The 14,527-nt window shown below is 40.5% G+C and carries 15 protein-coding genes, 1 pseudogene and 1 riboswitch; of the genes and pseudogenes, 6 read left to right on the top strand and 10 right to left on the bottom strand.

Features of this window, described 5'->3' with window-relative positions; translation table 11 throughout:
• Nucleotides 1-74: 74 nt before the first annotated feature.
• Nucleotides 75-1,043: an oxygen-dependent tRNA uridine(34) hydroxylase TrhO gene (gene trhO / locus QR42_RS01325; protein WP_039176148.1), complete on the bottom strand. Its 969-nt coding sequence runs from the start codon at nucleotides 1,041-1,043 to the stop codon at nucleotides 75-77.
• A gap of 195 nt (nucleotides 1,044-1,238) precedes the next feature.
• Between trhO and QR42_RS01320 the strand changes: the two genes are divergently transcribed.
• Nucleotides 1,239-2,336 (top strand): iron-containing alcohol dehydrogenase family protein, encoded by a 1,098-nt coding sequence (locus QR42_RS01320; RefSeq protein ID WP_084096336.1) that lies wholly within the window; start codon nucleotides 1,239-1,241, stop codon nucleotides 2,334-2,336.
• 37 nt (nucleotides 2,337-2,373) lie between these two features.
• Here the strand turns inward: QR42_RS01320 and QR42_RS01315 are convergent, their stop codons facing one another.
• Entirely contained in the window at nucleotides 2,374-3,201 is an 828-nt protein-coding gene (locus tag QR42_RS01315; RefSeq protein WP_039176146.1) for an aldo/keto reductase, read from the bottom strand.
• Between the two features lie 373 nt (nucleotides 3,202-3,574).
• Between QR42_RS01315 and QR42_RS01310 the strand changes: the two genes are divergently transcribed.
• Nucleotides 3,575-3,859 carry a hypothetical protein gene (locus tag QR42_RS01310; protein WP_039176144.1) on the top strand — a complete coding sequence of 95 codons (285 nt, stop codon included), beginning with the start codon at nucleotides 3,575-3,577 and terminating at the stop codon, nucleotides 3,857-3,859.
• Nucleotides 3,860-4,039: 180 nt separating this feature from the next.
• Here QR42_RS01310 and QR42_RS01305 read toward each other — a convergent pair whose 3' ends face one another.
• A complete protein-coding gene (locus tag QR42_RS01305) occupies nucleotides 4,040-5,149 on the bottom strand; it encodes an amidase domain-containing protein (protein WP_039176142.1) in 1,110 nt (369 codons plus the stop codon).
• A gap of 102 nt (nucleotides 5,150-5,251) precedes the next feature.
• Between QR42_RS01305 and QR42_RS01300 the strand changes: the two genes are divergently transcribed.
• Entirely contained in the window at nucleotides 5,252-5,572 is a 321-nt protein-coding gene (locus QR42_RS01300; protein WP_039176139.1) for a hypothetical protein, read from the top strand.
• Between the two features lie 104 nt (nucleotides 5,573-5,676).
• Here QR42_RS01300 and QR42_RS01295 read toward each other — a convergent pair.
• The 5 genes and pseudogenes from QR42_RS01295 to QR42_RS01275 all read right to left on the bottom strand — a co-directional run bounded on the left by QR42_RS01295 (nucleotide 5,677) and on the right by QR42_RS01275 (nucleotide 9,111).
• Nucleotides 5,677-7,032: pseudogene (locus QR42_RS01295) on the bottom strand (IS1182 family transposase).
• 112 nt (nucleotides 7,033-7,144) lie between these two features.
• On the bottom strand, nucleotides 7,145-7,771 hold the full coding sequence (locus QR42_RS01290; protein ID WP_231730798.1) for a protein rep: 627 nt from the start codon (nucleotides 7,769-7,771) through the stop codon (nucleotides 7,145-7,147).
• Between the two features lie 135 nt (nucleotides 7,772-7,906).
• On the bottom strand, nucleotides 7,907-8,368 hold the full coding sequence (locus tag QR42_RS01285) for a 2-thiouracil desulfurase family protein (RefSeq protein WP_039176138.1): 462 nt from the start codon (nucleotides 8,366-8,368) through the stop codon (nucleotides 7,907-7,909).
• The gene (locus tag QR42_RS01280; protein ID WP_052196509.1) at nucleotides 8,365-8,595 is read right to left on the bottom strand and encodes a hypothetical protein; all 231 of its coding nucleotides are present in this window, start codon (nucleotides 8,593-8,595) and stop codon (nucleotides 8,365-8,367) included. Before QR42_RS01280 ends, QR42_RS01285 begins: the two co-directional genes overlap by 4 nt.
• 57 nt (nucleotides 8,596-8,652) lie before the next feature.
• Nucleotides 8,653-9,111, bottom strand: a complete 459-nt coding sequence (locus tag QR42_RS01275; protein WP_039176136.1) for a MarR family transcriptional regulator — start codon at nucleotides 9,109-9,111, stop codon at nucleotides 8,653-8,655.
• A gap of 201 nt (nucleotides 9,112-9,312) precedes the next feature.
• Between QR42_RS01275 and QR42_RS01270 the strand changes: the two genes are divergently transcribed.
• The gene (locus QR42_RS01270; protein WP_039176134.1) at nucleotides 9,313-10,080 is read left to right on the top strand and encodes a GNAT family N-acetyltransferase; all 768 of its coding nucleotides are present in this window, start codon (nucleotides 9,313-9,315) and stop codon (nucleotides 10,078-10,080) included.
• Nucleotides 10,081-10,186: 106 nt separating this feature from the next.
• On the opposite strand, the gene QR42_RS01265 is transcribed toward QR42_RS01270, so the two are convergent.
• Nucleotides 10,187-11,359: an MFS transporter gene (locus tag QR42_RS01265; RefSeq protein ID WP_039176133.1), complete on the bottom strand. Its 1,173-nt coding sequence runs from the start codon at nucleotides 11,357-11,359 to the stop codon at nucleotides 10,187-10,189.
• Nucleotides 11,360-11,436: 77 nt separating this feature from the next.
• Nucleotides 11,437-11,536: riboswitch (purine riboswitch) on the bottom strand.
• A 388-nt stretch (nucleotides 11,537-11,924) separates the two neighbouring features.
• Between QR42_RS01265 and proS the strand changes: the two genes are divergently transcribed.
• Both proS and QR42_RS19375 read left to right on the top strand, forming a co-directional pair.
• On the top strand, nucleotides 11,925-13,358 hold the full coding sequence (gene proS, locus QR42_RS01260) for a proline--tRNA ligase (RefSeq protein WP_039176131.1): 1,434 nt from the start codon (nucleotides 11,925-11,927) through the stop codon (nucleotides 13,356-13,358).
• 133 nt (nucleotides 13,359-13,491) lie between these two features.
• Entirely contained in the window at nucleotides 13,492-13,668 is a 177-nt protein-coding gene (locus tag QR42_RS19375; protein WP_200885524.1) for a hypothetical protein, read from the top strand.
• A 35-nt stretch (nucleotides 13,669-13,703) separates the two neighbouring features.
• Here QR42_RS19375 and QR42_RS01255 read toward each other — a convergent pair whose 3' ends face one another.
• Nucleotides 13,704-14,480 carry a sulfite exporter TauE/SafE family protein gene (locus QR42_RS01255; protein WP_039176129.1) on the bottom strand — a complete coding sequence of 259 codons (777 nt, stop codon included), beginning with the start codon at nucleotides 14,478-14,480 and terminating at the stop codon, nucleotides 13,704-13,706.
• Nucleotides 14,481-14,527 lie beyond the last annotated feature (47 nt).

Genomic DNA, 14,527 nt, shown 5'->3' with positions numbered 1-14,527 from the left:
AAGATAGAGGAAATGACTTCCTCTCCCTTCTAAACCCCGCCATGTATAGAAAAAAAGGATAGAGGGGGTTCCCTCTATCCTTGTGAAATCGCTTGTTCTTTTTCAATGACAGCTAGTCTTTCTTGAACTTCCTCTTCAGATAAATTGTGCTGTTTCACATACAGGTTCCGTTCGCTTGTGCGGCATTCATGACTGCAGCTGCGCATATATTTATGCTCACTCTCTTCAGTGGCAATCATCTTGCGGTTACATGCAGGATTCGCACAGTTCACATAACGCTCGCAAGGCTCACCAGTGAAGAAATCTTTTCCGACAACCACATGCTCTGTTTGATTCACTGGTACTGTTAAGCGATTATCAAACACATAGCATTGACCGTCCCATAGCTTTCCTTGTACTTCTGGGTCTTTTCCGTAAGTGACAATTCCGCCGTCAAGCTGAGAGACATCTTCAAAGCCTTCACGCTTTAACCAGCCGGAGAATTTTTCACAGCGTACGCCGCCTGTGCAATAAGTCAGGATTTTTTTCCCTTCAAGAATCTCTTTATTGTCACGAATCCACTCAGGTAATTCACGGAATGTCTCAATATCAGGACGGACTGCCCCTCTGAAGTGACCCACATCAAACTCGTAATCATTACGTGCATCAATCACAACAGTATCAGGTGATTGCATTTGCTCGTAAAATTCGACCGGGCTAAGATGTTTCCCCGTTAATTCTAACGGATTCACGTCATCCTCAAGGCTAAGGTTCACTAGTTCATTCCGATGGCGGACATGCATTTTCTTAAATGCATGACCATCTGCTTCGTCAATTTTGATCGGCATAGACGCAAAGCGCGGATCTTCTTTTAACGCTTGCATGTACTTGTCCGTTTGCTCAATGGTTCCAGAAACCGTTCCGTTCAAGCCTTCTGCTGACACGAGGATACGGCCTAACAAACCAAGCTCCTTACAGAATGCTAAATGCTCTGCTGTAAACGTCTCTGGATCCTCAATGGGGACATATTGATAGTAAAGTAAAACGCGATATTGTTTTTCCATCTATATAAACACCTCTTAAATTTAATCAAAACATACCATTCTTTATCATACAGGAAATACATACCTAAAGGCAATGTCGGCGGCTTAATTCCATAAAACGGAAGGGTCTTTCTTCTCATATTTATTTGACAGAACTTTCTGTAAAATGAGATGATTTATGAATAATATGATGTAGTAAAGGAGCAATGATGATCCATGATCCAGCCAGAGGATATTGTCAGAAGCGGTCCTAACCAATTTATTTCTCAAAAGGGAATATATCATGAACTAGATTCCCTTGTATCTGCGTTTCAGTCACCTGCTGTGGTGACAGGATATGATTCATACCAAGCTTTTTCACAATACACAAAGCTGCCGGCCGAGTGGCCTGTCATTCAGCACAAAGGATACAGTTCACCCAATGCGGTCACACGGATCGCAGAAGAGCTTAACGGGTCAGATGTGATTATTGGCATCGGAGGCGGAACGATTTTAGATACCGCCAAATCAGTTGCAGACGCTCTTCAAATCGAAGTTATCATGGTACCAACGATTCCCGGCACTTGTGCTGCCTCTACACCACTCAGCGTCATTTATGATGAAAAGGGTAATTTCATGAGAGTCGATTATCATAAACGATCCAGCTACCTCACCGTAATTGACCATACTTTTTTGCTTTCCTCTCCTCTTTCCTACCTTCAAAGCGGAATTGGTGATACGCTGGCAAAATGGTATGAAGCGGAAGCGATTATTCGTAACACAAAAGGCGTCTTGCCGCTCATGGTGCATGCTGCACTAAAGCAGGCGGTATATGTTCGAGACATTCTTCTTTCTCATAGTGAAGAAGCGGTGAACAGCTTAAAAACAGGTCAGTTTTCACAAGCATTTGCAGATGTGACAGATACGATTATTACGTTAGCCGGAACAGTCGGAGGCTATGGGGGACGTTATGGAAGAATGGCAGGAGCCCATGCCATTCATAATGGATTGACATTTATTGAAGAAACGCATCATGTGTTACATGGACAAAAAGTGGCTTATGGCATCCTTGTCCAGCTTGCCGCAGAAAACCGAATGTCCGAGGTAGAGGAATTACTTGAACTCTACCAAACACTTGGATTACCTAAAAATATGCGCGATCTTGGTATTACAACTCAGCTGGACGAGGCGGTACTTACAGTGGCAAACCATGCTGCACGTAAAAATGAAACCTTTTGTTTGATTGGAGACTATGATAAAGAAAAGATTATCGACGCCATTCAAATCATTGAGACCTTTCAACCTCAAAAAATGTCTACACATGAAGGCAAATAAAAAAGCACAGGCATCGCACCTGTGCTTTTTCTTTCGATTAAAAATTAAAGTTATCTGGATCTGGACCTGTGCGCTCATCTTCATTGAGCTGATCAATGACACCCATCTCATGTGTGGACAGCTCGAAATCGAAGACTTGTGTGTTTTCGATGATTCGGCTCTTCGTCACAGATTTTGGAATGGTGATAATGCCGTGCTGTAAGTCCCAGCGAAGAATCACTTGCGCTACTGACTTGTCATGTTTTTTCGCGATATCCTGAAGAACAGGATGGTTTAGAAGCTTCCCGCTTCCTAATGGCGACCACGCCTCTACATGAATTCCTTTCGATTTGCAGTAGTCTCGTAAAGGCTCCTGCGTCAGCTTCGGATGCAGCTCGATTTGATTCACCATTGGCACAACTTCTGCCTCTTCCAATAAATCCTCTAAATGATGCTGATGGAAATTACACACTCCGATCGCTCGAACGCGTCCATCCTTATATAGTTTTTCTAGCGCTTTCCATGTTTCTTTATATTTGCCTTCAACAGGCCAATGAATTAAATAAAGGTCTAATACATCTAGCCCCAGCTTGTTCATACTTGTTTCAAAGGCTTCGAGTGTTGATTCATAGCCTTGATCATTATTCCAGACCTTCGTCGTAATGAATAGATCATCGCGAGAGATGCCTGATTGCTGAATGGCTTTGCCTACCCCTTCTTCATTTTGATAGGCTGCTGCTGTATCAATGCTGCGATAGCCCGCTTCAAGAGCGTCTTTGACGGCATTTACAGCCTCATCTCCATCTTTTACTTGCCATACACCAAAGCCTAGCTTCGGCATTTTTACTCCGTTTGCTAATGTGACTGTATCTGTTAATCCACTCATCAAACAAACCTCCGCTTCCTTTTTACTTACCAAGCACTATACCCGAATTTTCTATTGATCATGCATGAATGTTCGTTGGTGTTATTTGATATATTGTCCTATATCGACCTGATTGGCGTCAACGATTTGGTATTCGCTTGTTTGATCTTTCTTTTTAGAAAAATTATATGTCGTTAGAAATGCCTGATCATAGAAAGTCATCGTATGGTGAACGCGGTGGTGAAATTATATGGATAACCAAGAAAAATGGCCCTCTATCAAATCATTAGAGAAAGAACTTCAAATCCCAGATACCACATTACGAGGATACATTCGTCAACATGGTCATCATTTGAACATATAGAAAAACGGAAAAGCAAATGAGTCCATTCCTTTGCTTAAAAAAATTCGTGGTTTATACGTAGAAGGAAAGTCTATAGAAAACATTGAGACCATCCTCACTAATGAGGGACATCCAATCACTATCACAATAGACAATCATACAGAAAGTACAGTATTGACGCTGAATGAGTCGATAGAGGAAATAAAGAATACTCTCAACTCACAAATGAATGAACAAAAACAAATCATTCAATCTCTTATTCAGACAATTAACGAACAGCAATACTACATCGAAGCTAAGCTTGAGGAACGCGACAAACACCTCATAGAGACTTAAAAAAAAATGAAGAAATGAAAAAACAGAATGCTGCTGCTCAACAAAAAAGGTGGTGGCAATTTTGAAAATAGGACACCCATGTGTGAGTGCTAAAATCTCTCGATTTCCGAAGAAGCCGACTCAATAGTCGGCTTCTTCTGCTTCTTCAAACCACAATCATCCTTATAATTGAAAATATCTTTAATTACGAATACTAGATAAATAACGTTTTCCACCCTGTTTAGAAGTAAAATATTCTCGGGTAACATTTTTTCTATTATTAGTATGATAACTGACATAGATCTTGTAATTAGCACGACTTGTAACAATTGCTGTATGATCCATCCAACCATCAGGCCAAGGTAAACCTATTTTATTATTATAATCATAATGATATACATCTCCAAGTGCTGCATTCTCATATACATCTTTCACGGTTTTCATTTTTATACCACCCGGTTCAAGTATATAGTTTCTAAAAGAACCTGCATTAATCCAAGCATTTGTATAAGGTTTCCATTCTTTAAAGTATGGCATAGAACCCGCTCTTAATGCTTGAGATACAAAATTAGTACAATCAGCATTTTTCCAATATTTATAACTCTTGTTTGGTTTTAATGCATATTTTTCCGCATATTGCATAGCTTTCCAACGATTATATCCTTTAACAGAAGAAGCTGAAACTACTAGTTCAGAACTACTTAAAGATTTAGCAGTATTAACTTCATTTTTTTTATTTTCTTGAACCTCTTCTTTATAATTTTTTAAAAATTGATCCAATTTAATATCAGAAGAATCTTGACCTTCATTTTCAAATTCTAAAGTAGGAGACTCGGAAATCGAAGCCTTCTTCATCAAAGTTTTGGACTGTTTACTCACATTCTCTTTTGTAATATCTAATTTAATATTGTCACCTAAACTAGTTTCAACGTTATCTTTTCCAAACACAAAATTTCTAATAATATAAGCTTCAACAAAAGTCTTACTTCCTTGCTTATACGTTTCAACATCTTCTATTTCATATGTGAAACTTTTCAATTTTTGTTTATCAACGCTAGTCGTAGCATAAAATACAAGAACAGCTTCATCTGTGTCTGTTAATTTCGAAACATTTTTATGAGCAAAAGGCTCATTATTTTGAAAATCAGTCTTCTGTTGTTCAAGCATCACTTTCAATTCTTTTAATCCTATATCTTTAGATACATAGACCTTCTCTTGTTCTTCATTCTCAGATGAAGCAACTACATTATTAGATACAAAAAGCAAAGTTAACAAGCAAACAAAAGCAAAAGTTAATAAAATTTTCTTCATAAAATCCTCCAATGTTTTATAATATAGGTAACATTTATCATTTACATAATTAGTAATATAACATATTATACATAAAGGAATAAAGGAAAATAGGAGGAAAAAATGAGAAAGAGAACTAAAATTATCTTATCAATATTAGCAACACTACTAATTGTATTAATATTAATGCCACCTCTTTCACCAGTATTCTTCAATAACTCCTCGGAAAAAGGTGCTATAAGACACGAAATTTATAAGCAAGGATACCCGTATCAAAGCTATTTCACAATTCTCCAAAAAAAAGAAAGTGATGATCCTTCAAGTAGTCTTTACTCTTTAATATTATTTAATGCCTGGAAAAACAAAGCTGGAAATCCATCTATATGTTATTCTAAAAAGGTAACAGAAGGTGAGTACAAAGTTAATTGTGGAACAGCTCCATAAAAATAAAGCAGGCTTATATAAGCCTGCTCAGACCGTAGACAAACCCCACCTTTACTTCAAGTAAAAATGGGGTTTTCACTTTTTTTGAAAAAACATCATGTGTTTTACGCTGGACATGGTACTTTCCATGTCCAGTTTGCTAGCTTTTTAAGGTTCATGGCAGCGAAAGTAAGCATCGCTTGCATTGAAACTTTTTTCAGTCCACGAAGTTTCGTCCAACGCATACCATGCTTTTCTTTTGCATCCGCAAAAACGCGTTCAATCGTTTCTTTCCGTTTTGCGTAGATGCTCTTATTTATTTCAGTAAGTCTCAGATTGTCTGCTTCATCTAGGTAATCCTGCCAAATATGCCGATGAATTTGTTTGGTGTGGTTTTGACTTTGGGTACAGTTATCTAAAAACGAGCAGGACTTACATACTTCTGAATCGGACGCATATTGCTTATAGCCTTCTCTAGTCGTTGTACGATAAGAGAGAATTTGCCCGTTGGGGCAAATGTAACAATCAAAATATGCATCGTATACGTATTCATTCTTTTTCAAATAACCAGCTTTTGTTCTTGGACGAGTGTAGGGCATGACAGGTCTTATCTCTTGATCCATTAAAAACTTAGCGATGTAAGGTGTTTTATATCCCGCATCTACTGCGACTACATTTAGTTTTCCGACTTTCTCTGTCACCTTTGATACGAGTGAATCCAACATACGACTATCATGAACATTTCCGCCTGTGACCAGCGAACCTAAAATAAATCCTTTTGAATCACAAGCTGTATGAAATGAATAAGCAAATGACTTTTCTCGTTCATCCTTTACGTAATAGCCACTCTCTGGGTCAGTGGTACTGACTTTCATTTCTTTTTTCTTCTCTTTATTCTGTAGGGGTAACGGCTTTTTTCCATGTTCCTCACGATCAACATTGATCTCCTCATGAAGCTGATTTTGATAACTTCTCGTCTCTACCCGAACGATTTTCTTTTCAAGTTTTTTCTTATTGGCATTCGCTTTGACATGAGTGGAATCAATAAAGGCAATAGACGGGTCAACGAACCCTTTTTTCATCGCTTCTCTTAAGATTCGGTAAAAAATTTATTCAAATAAATCTGTATCGTGGAAGCGTCTCACGTAGTTTTTACCGAAGGTAGAAAAGTGCGGAATTTTCTCCGAAAACCCATATCCAATAAACCAACGATAAGCCACGTTGGTTTCAATTTCTTTAATGGTTTGACGCATAGAGCGAATACCAAATAGATATTGGATTAAGACCATCTTAATGAGAACAACAGGATCAACACTTGGTCTACCATTATTAGAACTATAATGATCTTTGACAAGATCATAAATGAAGTCGAAATCGATTGCTTGTTCAATTTTCCGCACAAGATGATCTTCAGGCACTAATTCATCTAAAGCCACTACTTCTAATTGATTTCTTCTTTCTTCTTCACGTTTCGATAACATGTTTATCCCCCACAGATTATTGTTATTACCCTTATTATACAAAAAAGCTTGTAGACTTTGTCTACAAGCTGAGCAGGCTTATATAAGCCTGCTTTAATTAATTATGTAATTCTTAATGCCAACGTGCCATGACCTCAAACGTCTCATTGGCTACCTCATCATCATCTTCTTCAATTCTGACAAGATCCCCATCATCAGCATCAGTCAAATTGAGTTCCTTATGAATCTCCTTCAAAATACCACCATAGCAGATCCACCGCCGTGCACTAAGTGCGTCATCTAAATAATAGACCGTATCCAAATTTTCCTCAGTCACTTCATTACCTTGTATCACGTCATTCACTGGATACTTAGAAATCTCTAAAATAGCTTTCTGCTCTTCCATTTCTGCGTGCACTTCTTTTTCAATCGATTCCGCATTAATTCCCTTTTTTCCTTTGACCCGCTGCACGTGAACAATCGGTGTATAATCCAATTTTATCGCACGCTTCCAAAGGCTTGTCCACTCTGCCTGCTTTATATAACGTTTACCAGTGAAATAGCTTCTCTTCACGGGAATTGGTACATGAAAATGAGGGTGGTATGTATTTTGTTCATGATGTTTTGTAATCTCTAAAGCTCTAAAATATCCAAGAACCGAAGTTTTCACAGCTTTATATCCAAACAATCGGTTCCACGCTTTCATCATATCTGAAATCGCCTGTTTCAGGTCGTCCCCATCAACGTTTCTAACTGTCAAAGTGAGAAATATCCATGCAGGCTTATATTGCCTGTTTGCTTCTTCAACACTTATTCTCATACACCATGATCAAATAAGACTCTTTTGAGGCTTTTTTGGCTTTTTCAACCTATCTCCTCCTTCTATTCGCTACACCTATTGAAACAACGAAATCCAATCATCCTCTTCAGAGAACACTTGAATCCCATGCTGTTTCAGCAAAGCGGACGTCACACCATCTCCCGCTTTTGTCTTCCCATTAAACTCTCCCTGATAAATCATCCGGCTGCCGCAGGAAGGGCTGTACTCTTTTAACACAACTGCTGTCGCTTTCAGAGACTGAACCTGTTCCAGCGTGGCCGTCGCACCTTTTACATACATCTCCGTGACATCAGTTCCATGCACATCAATCACGGAGGCGAGACCCTGTAATACATCATATCCGTCTCCGCCAATAATTTCCGCGGGAGGTCTTGGCGTGGAGAAGCCGCCAAGCAGCTCAGGGCAAACTGTGACTGCCTTTCCCTCTTGAACAAGCTCTTCAATACGCTGATCTAATCGATGGCTGCCATTATAACGAACCTTCAACCCAGCAAGACAAGCACTGACGACAATCATGTATGTTCCTCACTTTTTTTGCTGACTTTAAAATAAATACATACAGGCAAGAAACATATCGTATTCACCAAAAAGGGCAGAGCACAATACAAAGCAGCAGCCCAAATTGATCCTTCAACTCCTGTGATGCCAAAAAAATAAACAAATAATAGCAAGCTTACAAACAATCCCACGAATGGCATGATGAATGCGTATTTTTTATAATTTTCTATCATTTCTTTATCCAATGAGGCTCCCTCCCTTTCATCATGGCTAAGAACAACGTCAATATATGTTAATTTTATCTATATCTTTTCTTTCCAAGCCTTTAAGAAGCGCTCAATGACTTGTAATTCATCCTCATGAAACTGGTGGAGAAATTCTAAATAGGACGTGACGGCTTTATCATGTAGTTCATCATGCAGCGCAGCCAATTGCTCCCCTTCCTCTGTCAAAGAATAATAGACAGATTTCTTATCCCCTTGCCGGTGACAATAGTCCACCATGCCTTTTTCAATTAGTTTTTTCACGGCCTTTGTAATAGCTGGCTTTGATAGTTTCAGTTGTTGAGATAGAAATGTATTATTTGATTCGTTTGGATTGGCTTGAATCATGGATAAAATGTGAAGCTGTGTGAGTGTCCATTCTTGTTTGAGTGTATCAGTCGTGGTAATCAGTGGGTCTGTTGGATCATTCCGTCTCTTTTCCCTATGCATAATCAGATCTTGAATCGCTTTTAATACAATCTGCTCTTTTGTTTCCATCTGAACCTCCACTCTTAACTGGTTAATAAAATGGTACTAATAATTAAGAAAGGAGTCAAAAGAAATGTCGACGTGAGTAAAATAATAGGTCAACAGACCTGAAAATTGCATATATACTTTTTTACTAGATTCCCCTCATCCTGTCACATGCTATAATCATGGGGATGTCATCCAATTTATCATAATGAAAAGGTGAGCTAAATGAAACCTGAACAACAAATGGCCATTCGCCAATTAGAAGAAAAGATACACCTGTTTTCTTCTGCTGTGAACGGAACCTTTCTCGCAACTGACGATTTCGTTCTATCCAATACTCATATATCGACTGACACGTTCAATTTGCTCTTACCCACATCAGCTCAAATCCAAGATCCGAAAAAAGTGAAAGCAGCCATTGAACACATGCGGTCACAGAAACTCATCTTCAGCACATGGATCGATCACCATTTACTCCATACTGATTGGGCTGACTTATTGAAGGAATATGAGCTTCAAGAGGTCGAACGCAATACCATCATGATGCTTGAGCATACAGGTGATATTGATCCAGTCACATCCTCATCACTTACAATCAAGGAAGTACTTGATGAGCAGACACTCTTTGATTACAAACATATCTTTATTGAACTATTCGAAGGGTCGACTGAGGCCGCCGCCTTAGAAGTTTATTTCCAGCGTTTTTCGATTGAAGCATTACACTCAAAAGCCCGCATGTTCGTGGGGTATGAACACAATAAGCCGGTCACAACAGGCTTATTATTCGAGACAAACGACAGCTACGGTATTTATGATGTCATAACAAGGGCAGAACACCGCGGTAAAGGACTTGGCAGTGACATGTTTCATTACCTTCTAATCCAGACAGAGAATAAACAAAAGTGTGTCATCTTACAAGCATCAGCGGACGGCAAAAATATTTACCAACGTGCCGGCTTCCAACCAATCAGCGAAATGGCCGTTTTTGAATAGAATGGTATTTTGAATTTGAAATGAACATAAAAAAGCTGCCTATCTTTAGGCAGCCATAGATTGTTGACAAAGGGCTAAAATGATCTTGATTTTAGCCCTTTGTCTTCTATTCAGCATGATGCTGACGATCCATATAAAGCGGCGGTCTCTTAAGCGAAATCACCGCACAGCTAAAGGCAATCAGTACAAACACAGCACCGAATTTAGCCAGATCAACAGATGAACCGGTCATCGTAAACATGACTCCGCCAACCGCTGACCCAATCGAAATGCCGATTTGCAAGGCCGATGTATTTAAGCTCTGCTGAATATCCGACGTGACCGGATCTGTTTGAATCAAATAGCTCTGCAAAGCTGGCGTCAATGCCCAGCTGAGCGCACCCCAAAGGACAACCATCACCATAAAGAGCGCGAACACACCCGCTGTATAAGGAATGGTAAACATGACAACCGCAAACGCTATTGTCACAAGCAAAATGGCTTTCCCTGAACCCAGTCTGTCACTCAGCCAGCCGCCAAACCCATTCCCGCCTATAGACGCAAGCCCGAAGACCAAATAACAAATACTAATCCAAAACGGGGTCATATGCAGAACTTCCATCAGAAATGGCGTGAAATAAGAATAAAGCATATAATGCCCTGCAAGCATAAACAAACTAATCAGGTGTGCACTAAAAATTTTCGGATGCCCTAAAGAACGAATCTGCTCTCTAAGAGGCGTCACTTTTTCAACAGGCATTTTTTCCAATAGAAAATAGATCAGCACCATCGATATGGCAGAAAGAATACTGATTCCTAAAAACATCACTCTCCAGCCAAAGCTCTCAGTAATAAAAATACCGATCGGTACACCGAGAACAAGTGAAGAACTAATTCCTATAAAAATCAGCCCTAAAGCCTTCGCACGATGCGCTGGTTCCACTAATTTGGCAGTGATCGTCAAAGATAACACCACCACAAGCGCTGTGCTCATTGCGATCAATACCCGTGAGATCATCACAAGGGCAAAGGTCGAACTAAAATAAGTGAACACATTTCCTAATGTAAACACCAATAACGCGATTAAATAAAGACGCTTTCGTTCGATTTTGGCTGTTGCAGTCAGTAGCACGGGTGCGGAAATGGCATACACAATCGCAAATACCGTAATGAGCTGCCCCGCTGTTGCCAGAGACACATTCAAATCCTCTGCAAGACTTGGCAGAATGCCCCCGACCACAAGCTCAACTAATCCAACCGCAAAAGTAGAAACGGCTAATAAATATACTCTCCAGTTCATGTCTAACATCCCTTCTCTATATCATCGCTTTCACTTTTGATACAGGGTGCAGACAAACAAAAAAACCCTGATTACAAAAAAGGAAAGCGCGCTTTTGTAATCAGGATTTATCGGATCCTGGTAGAAACCCTCAAACCATATTATTGAGGTTATACAAGTCTATTTTTTTCTTCAAATATATTAGCATAGCCTTTCATAACTCGCAAGCTGTAAAAATAGAAAAATACTGCCATTCCAATCCTTAAGCAAAAGGCGCCAAAAAGGCAATCAGAACAACTTGCTTTCTCCTTCATTTACAGGTAAACTGATGAAAAATCAACGAACAAGGATCAACGTAGATCTGGAATAGTAGCTTGAATCGATCTTTAACAGAGAAGGAACGGTGCTGAGAAGTTCCTACTGACATCTTCAAGTGAACCTGCCGATTTAGTTCTGTTTCATACAGCGGTTCATACCGTTATCATGATTGAGTGTAAAGCTGTGCTTTAAATTAGGGTGGTACCACCAGGAATGGTCCCTAACTTAAAGTACAGCTTTTTTATTTTTTAAAAAGGAGGAACCTGCAATGTCAAAGAAACAATTTGTTGAGAAAATTACAAGCATGGAAGACGACTTTGCCCAATGGTATACAGATGTTGTGACAAAGGCGAGGCTCGTCGATTATTCAAGCGTGAGAGGCAGTATGATCATTCAGCCGTACGGCTTTAAAATTTGGGAGAATATTCGCGACGAACTTGACCGCCAGATTAAAAAAACGGGTCATGAGAATGTCTATATGCCGCTCTTTATCCCAGAGAGCCTGCTGCAGCAGGAAAAAGATCACATCGAAGGCTTTGCTCCTGAAGTGGCGTGGGTCACACATGGCGGTGAATCCGAATTACAAGAAAGGCTCTGCGTCAGACCAACCTCTGAAGTGCTGTTCGCTGAGCATTACAAAAACATTATTCATTCCTACCGCGATTTACCAAAGCTATATAACCAATGGGCCAATGTCGTCCGCTGGGAAAAGACAACACGTCCCTTCCTTAGAACCCTTGAATTCCTATGGCAGGAAGGACACACGTGCCATGAGACTGAGCAAGAAGCGATTGAAGAAACAGAAAGAATGCTTCACACTTACGCTTCTCTTTGCGAAAATCTCCTTGCCATTCCTGTCATTAAAGGGAGAAAAACAGAGAAGGAAAAATTCGCCGGCGCCCGCTTCACCTATACAGTCGAAAGCTTGATGCATGATGGAAAAGCACTCCAAACTGCCACTTCTCATTTCTTCGGGAACGGATTTGCCAAAGCATTTGGCATCGAATTCTTAAACCGTGAAGGAAAACTAGAGCATGTCCAGCAGACTTCATGGGGCTTCACAACAAGAATCATCGGCGCCATGATTATGGTGCATGGTGACGACAGAGGGCTTGTCCTCCCGCCAAATATTGCGCCAACCCAAGTGCGTATCGTGCCAATCGCTTCTCATAAAGAAGGTGTGCTGGATCATGCCTACGAATTGAAGGATCGCCTCGCCCGCATCGCACGTGCTGACATCGATGCAAGCGATAAACAGCCTGGCTGGAAATTCAACGAATGTGAAATGCAGGGTATTCCGCTTCGTGTAGAAGTAGGACCAAAGGACATCGAAAAAGGACAGGTGATGCTCGCAAGACGAGACACTGGTGAAAAGCAAGCTGTCACGTTAGATGCACTTGAACAAACCATCACAGCAACGCTTGAAGACATCCAGCAGACCATGTACGAAAAGGCAAAAGAACGATTACATGAAAAAACATCACAAGCCCACACGATCGAAGACATCGAGCAAATTCTTGCGGAAGAAAACAGATTGATTAAAGCCATGTGGTGCGGTGACGAAGCCTGTGAAAACGACATAAAAGAAAGAACAGGTGCGACCTCACGCTGTATCCCATTCGAACAGGAAACCATTTCCGACACATGTGTCTGCTGCGGAAAACCTGCATCTGATATGGTGTTCTGGGCGAAAGCCTATTAAGAATAAAGAAGCATCTCAGGATGCTTCTTTTTTTGTTAAAAAGACCCAAACACCCATTGACCTCACCTCCACGATCCCCTATAATTCATATTAATATAATCGGTTTTTAAGACTTTAATTGGAGTGGTGATATATGAAACGCTGGCCCTCATTCTTTGCCGAACGCTGCCCTAAATGTAGCACAGCATTAGAAGTCTCAAAGTCCAATGCCCTGCAAGGCAAAGTCGTGAAAACATGTCCTAACCTTCATTATCAAAAAGAGTACCACCCCGCACTAGAAACATATATCGAGCACGATGACGTCAAATAAAAAAGACCAACATGTTTGCTTTGTTGGTCTTTTCTTTATAAAATATCAAGCCAAATTTTAACCGCTGTCGCCGTAATCATCGCAGCAAGGGCCCATTGCAAATAGACGGCATTGATTTTCTGACCGACCTTAGCACCAAGCGGAGCGGCTGCCAAACTTGCCGCCATCAACACAATCGCAGGAAGAAGCATGACTTGACCCGTCAATACCTTTCCAGTCGATGCGCCTATCGCAGAAAGAAACGTAATCGCAAGTGACGACGCAATCGTCATCCGTACAGGAATTTTTAAAATAGACAGCATGACAGGCACTAAAATAAATGCACCGCCTGCGCCTAATACCCCGGAAACACTGCCAATTACAAAGGCAATACCTGATGCCAGTCCTTTATGAAAAGTGACTTCACCCTCTGCGTCTGCACGCTGTCCTTTTTTCGGAATCAGCATGAGAATAACCGCCACAATGGCAAGTAATCCATAGACGAGGTTCATCCCTTTCTCTGGCATAAAATGTGATACATAACTGCCTAATAAGCTGCCCGCCAATATACTGCTTCCCATATATAAAATCAGCGAGCGATGTAAATATCCGCTTTTCCGATACGCCAGTACACCACCCAGCGTCGAAAAAAGCACTTGAATGGCGCCAATCCCTGAAACCTCGTGTGCTGATAATGCCATCACACCGAGAAGAGGCGGGATATAAAGCAGCATGGGATAGTTGATCACAGATCCGCCGATCCCTACCATTCCTGATAAGAAGGAACCAATACATCCAATGATAAAAAGTGTAATCAAAAACGCAAAATCCACGCTGGTCTCCTCCTTTGCAAAAGGAAAAGGGGATCTTCAGCAGATAC

The sequence above is a fragment of the Bacillus sp. WP8 genome, assembly GCF_000800825.1.
GTDB classification, from domain to species: domain Bacteria; phylum Bacillota; class Bacilli; order Bacillales; family Bacillaceae; genus Bacillus; species Bacillus safensis.
This window is presented reverse-complemented; position numbering and strand designations above follow the sequence as displayed.

Excerpts from the sequence above, each read along its gene's own strand:
- trhO (WP_039176148.1), bottom strand. The coding sequence starts at position 1,043 with ATGGAAAAACAATATCGCGTTTTACTTTACTATCAATATGTCCCCATT.
- QR42_RS01320 (WP_084096336.1), top strand. The coding sequence starts at position 1,239 with ATGATCCAGCCAGAGGATATTGTCAGAAGCGGTCCTAACCAATTTATT.
- QR42_RS01315 (WP_039176146.1), bottom strand. The coding sequence starts at position 3,201 with ATGAGTGGATTAACAGATACAGTCACATTAGCAAACGGAGTAAAAATG.
- QR42_RS01305 (WP_039176142.1), bottom strand. The coding sequence starts at position 5,149 with ATGAAGAAAATTTTATTAACTTTTGCTTTTGTTTGCTTGTTAACTTTG.
- QR42_RS01300 (WP_039176139.1), top strand. The coding sequence starts at position 5,252 with ATGAGAAAGAGAACTAAAATTATCTTATCAATATTAGCAACACTACTA.
- QR42_RS01285 (WP_039176138.1), bottom strand. The coding sequence starts at position 8,368 with ATGATTGTCGTCAGTGCTTGTCTTGCTGGGTTGAAGGTTCGTTATAAT.
- QR42_RS01275 (WP_039176136.1), bottom strand. The coding sequence starts at position 9,111 with ATGGAAACAAAAGAGCAGATTGTATTAAAAGCGATTCAAGATCTGATT.
- QR42_RS01270 (WP_039176134.1), top strand. The coding sequence starts at position 9,313 with ATGAAACCTGAACAACAAATGGCCATTCGCCAATTAGAAGAAAAGATA.
- QR42_RS01265 (WP_039176133.1), bottom strand. The coding sequence starts at position 11,359 with ATGAACTGGAGAGTATATTTATTAGCCGTTTCTACTTTTGCGGTTGGA.
- proS (WP_039176131.1), top strand. The coding sequence starts at position 11,925 with ATGTCAAAGAAACAATTTGTTGAGAAAATTACAAGCATGGAAGACGAC.
- QR42_RS19375 (WP_200885524.1), top strand. The coding sequence starts at position 13,492 with ATGAAACGCTGGCCCTCATTCTTTGCCGAACGCTGCCCTAAATGTAGC.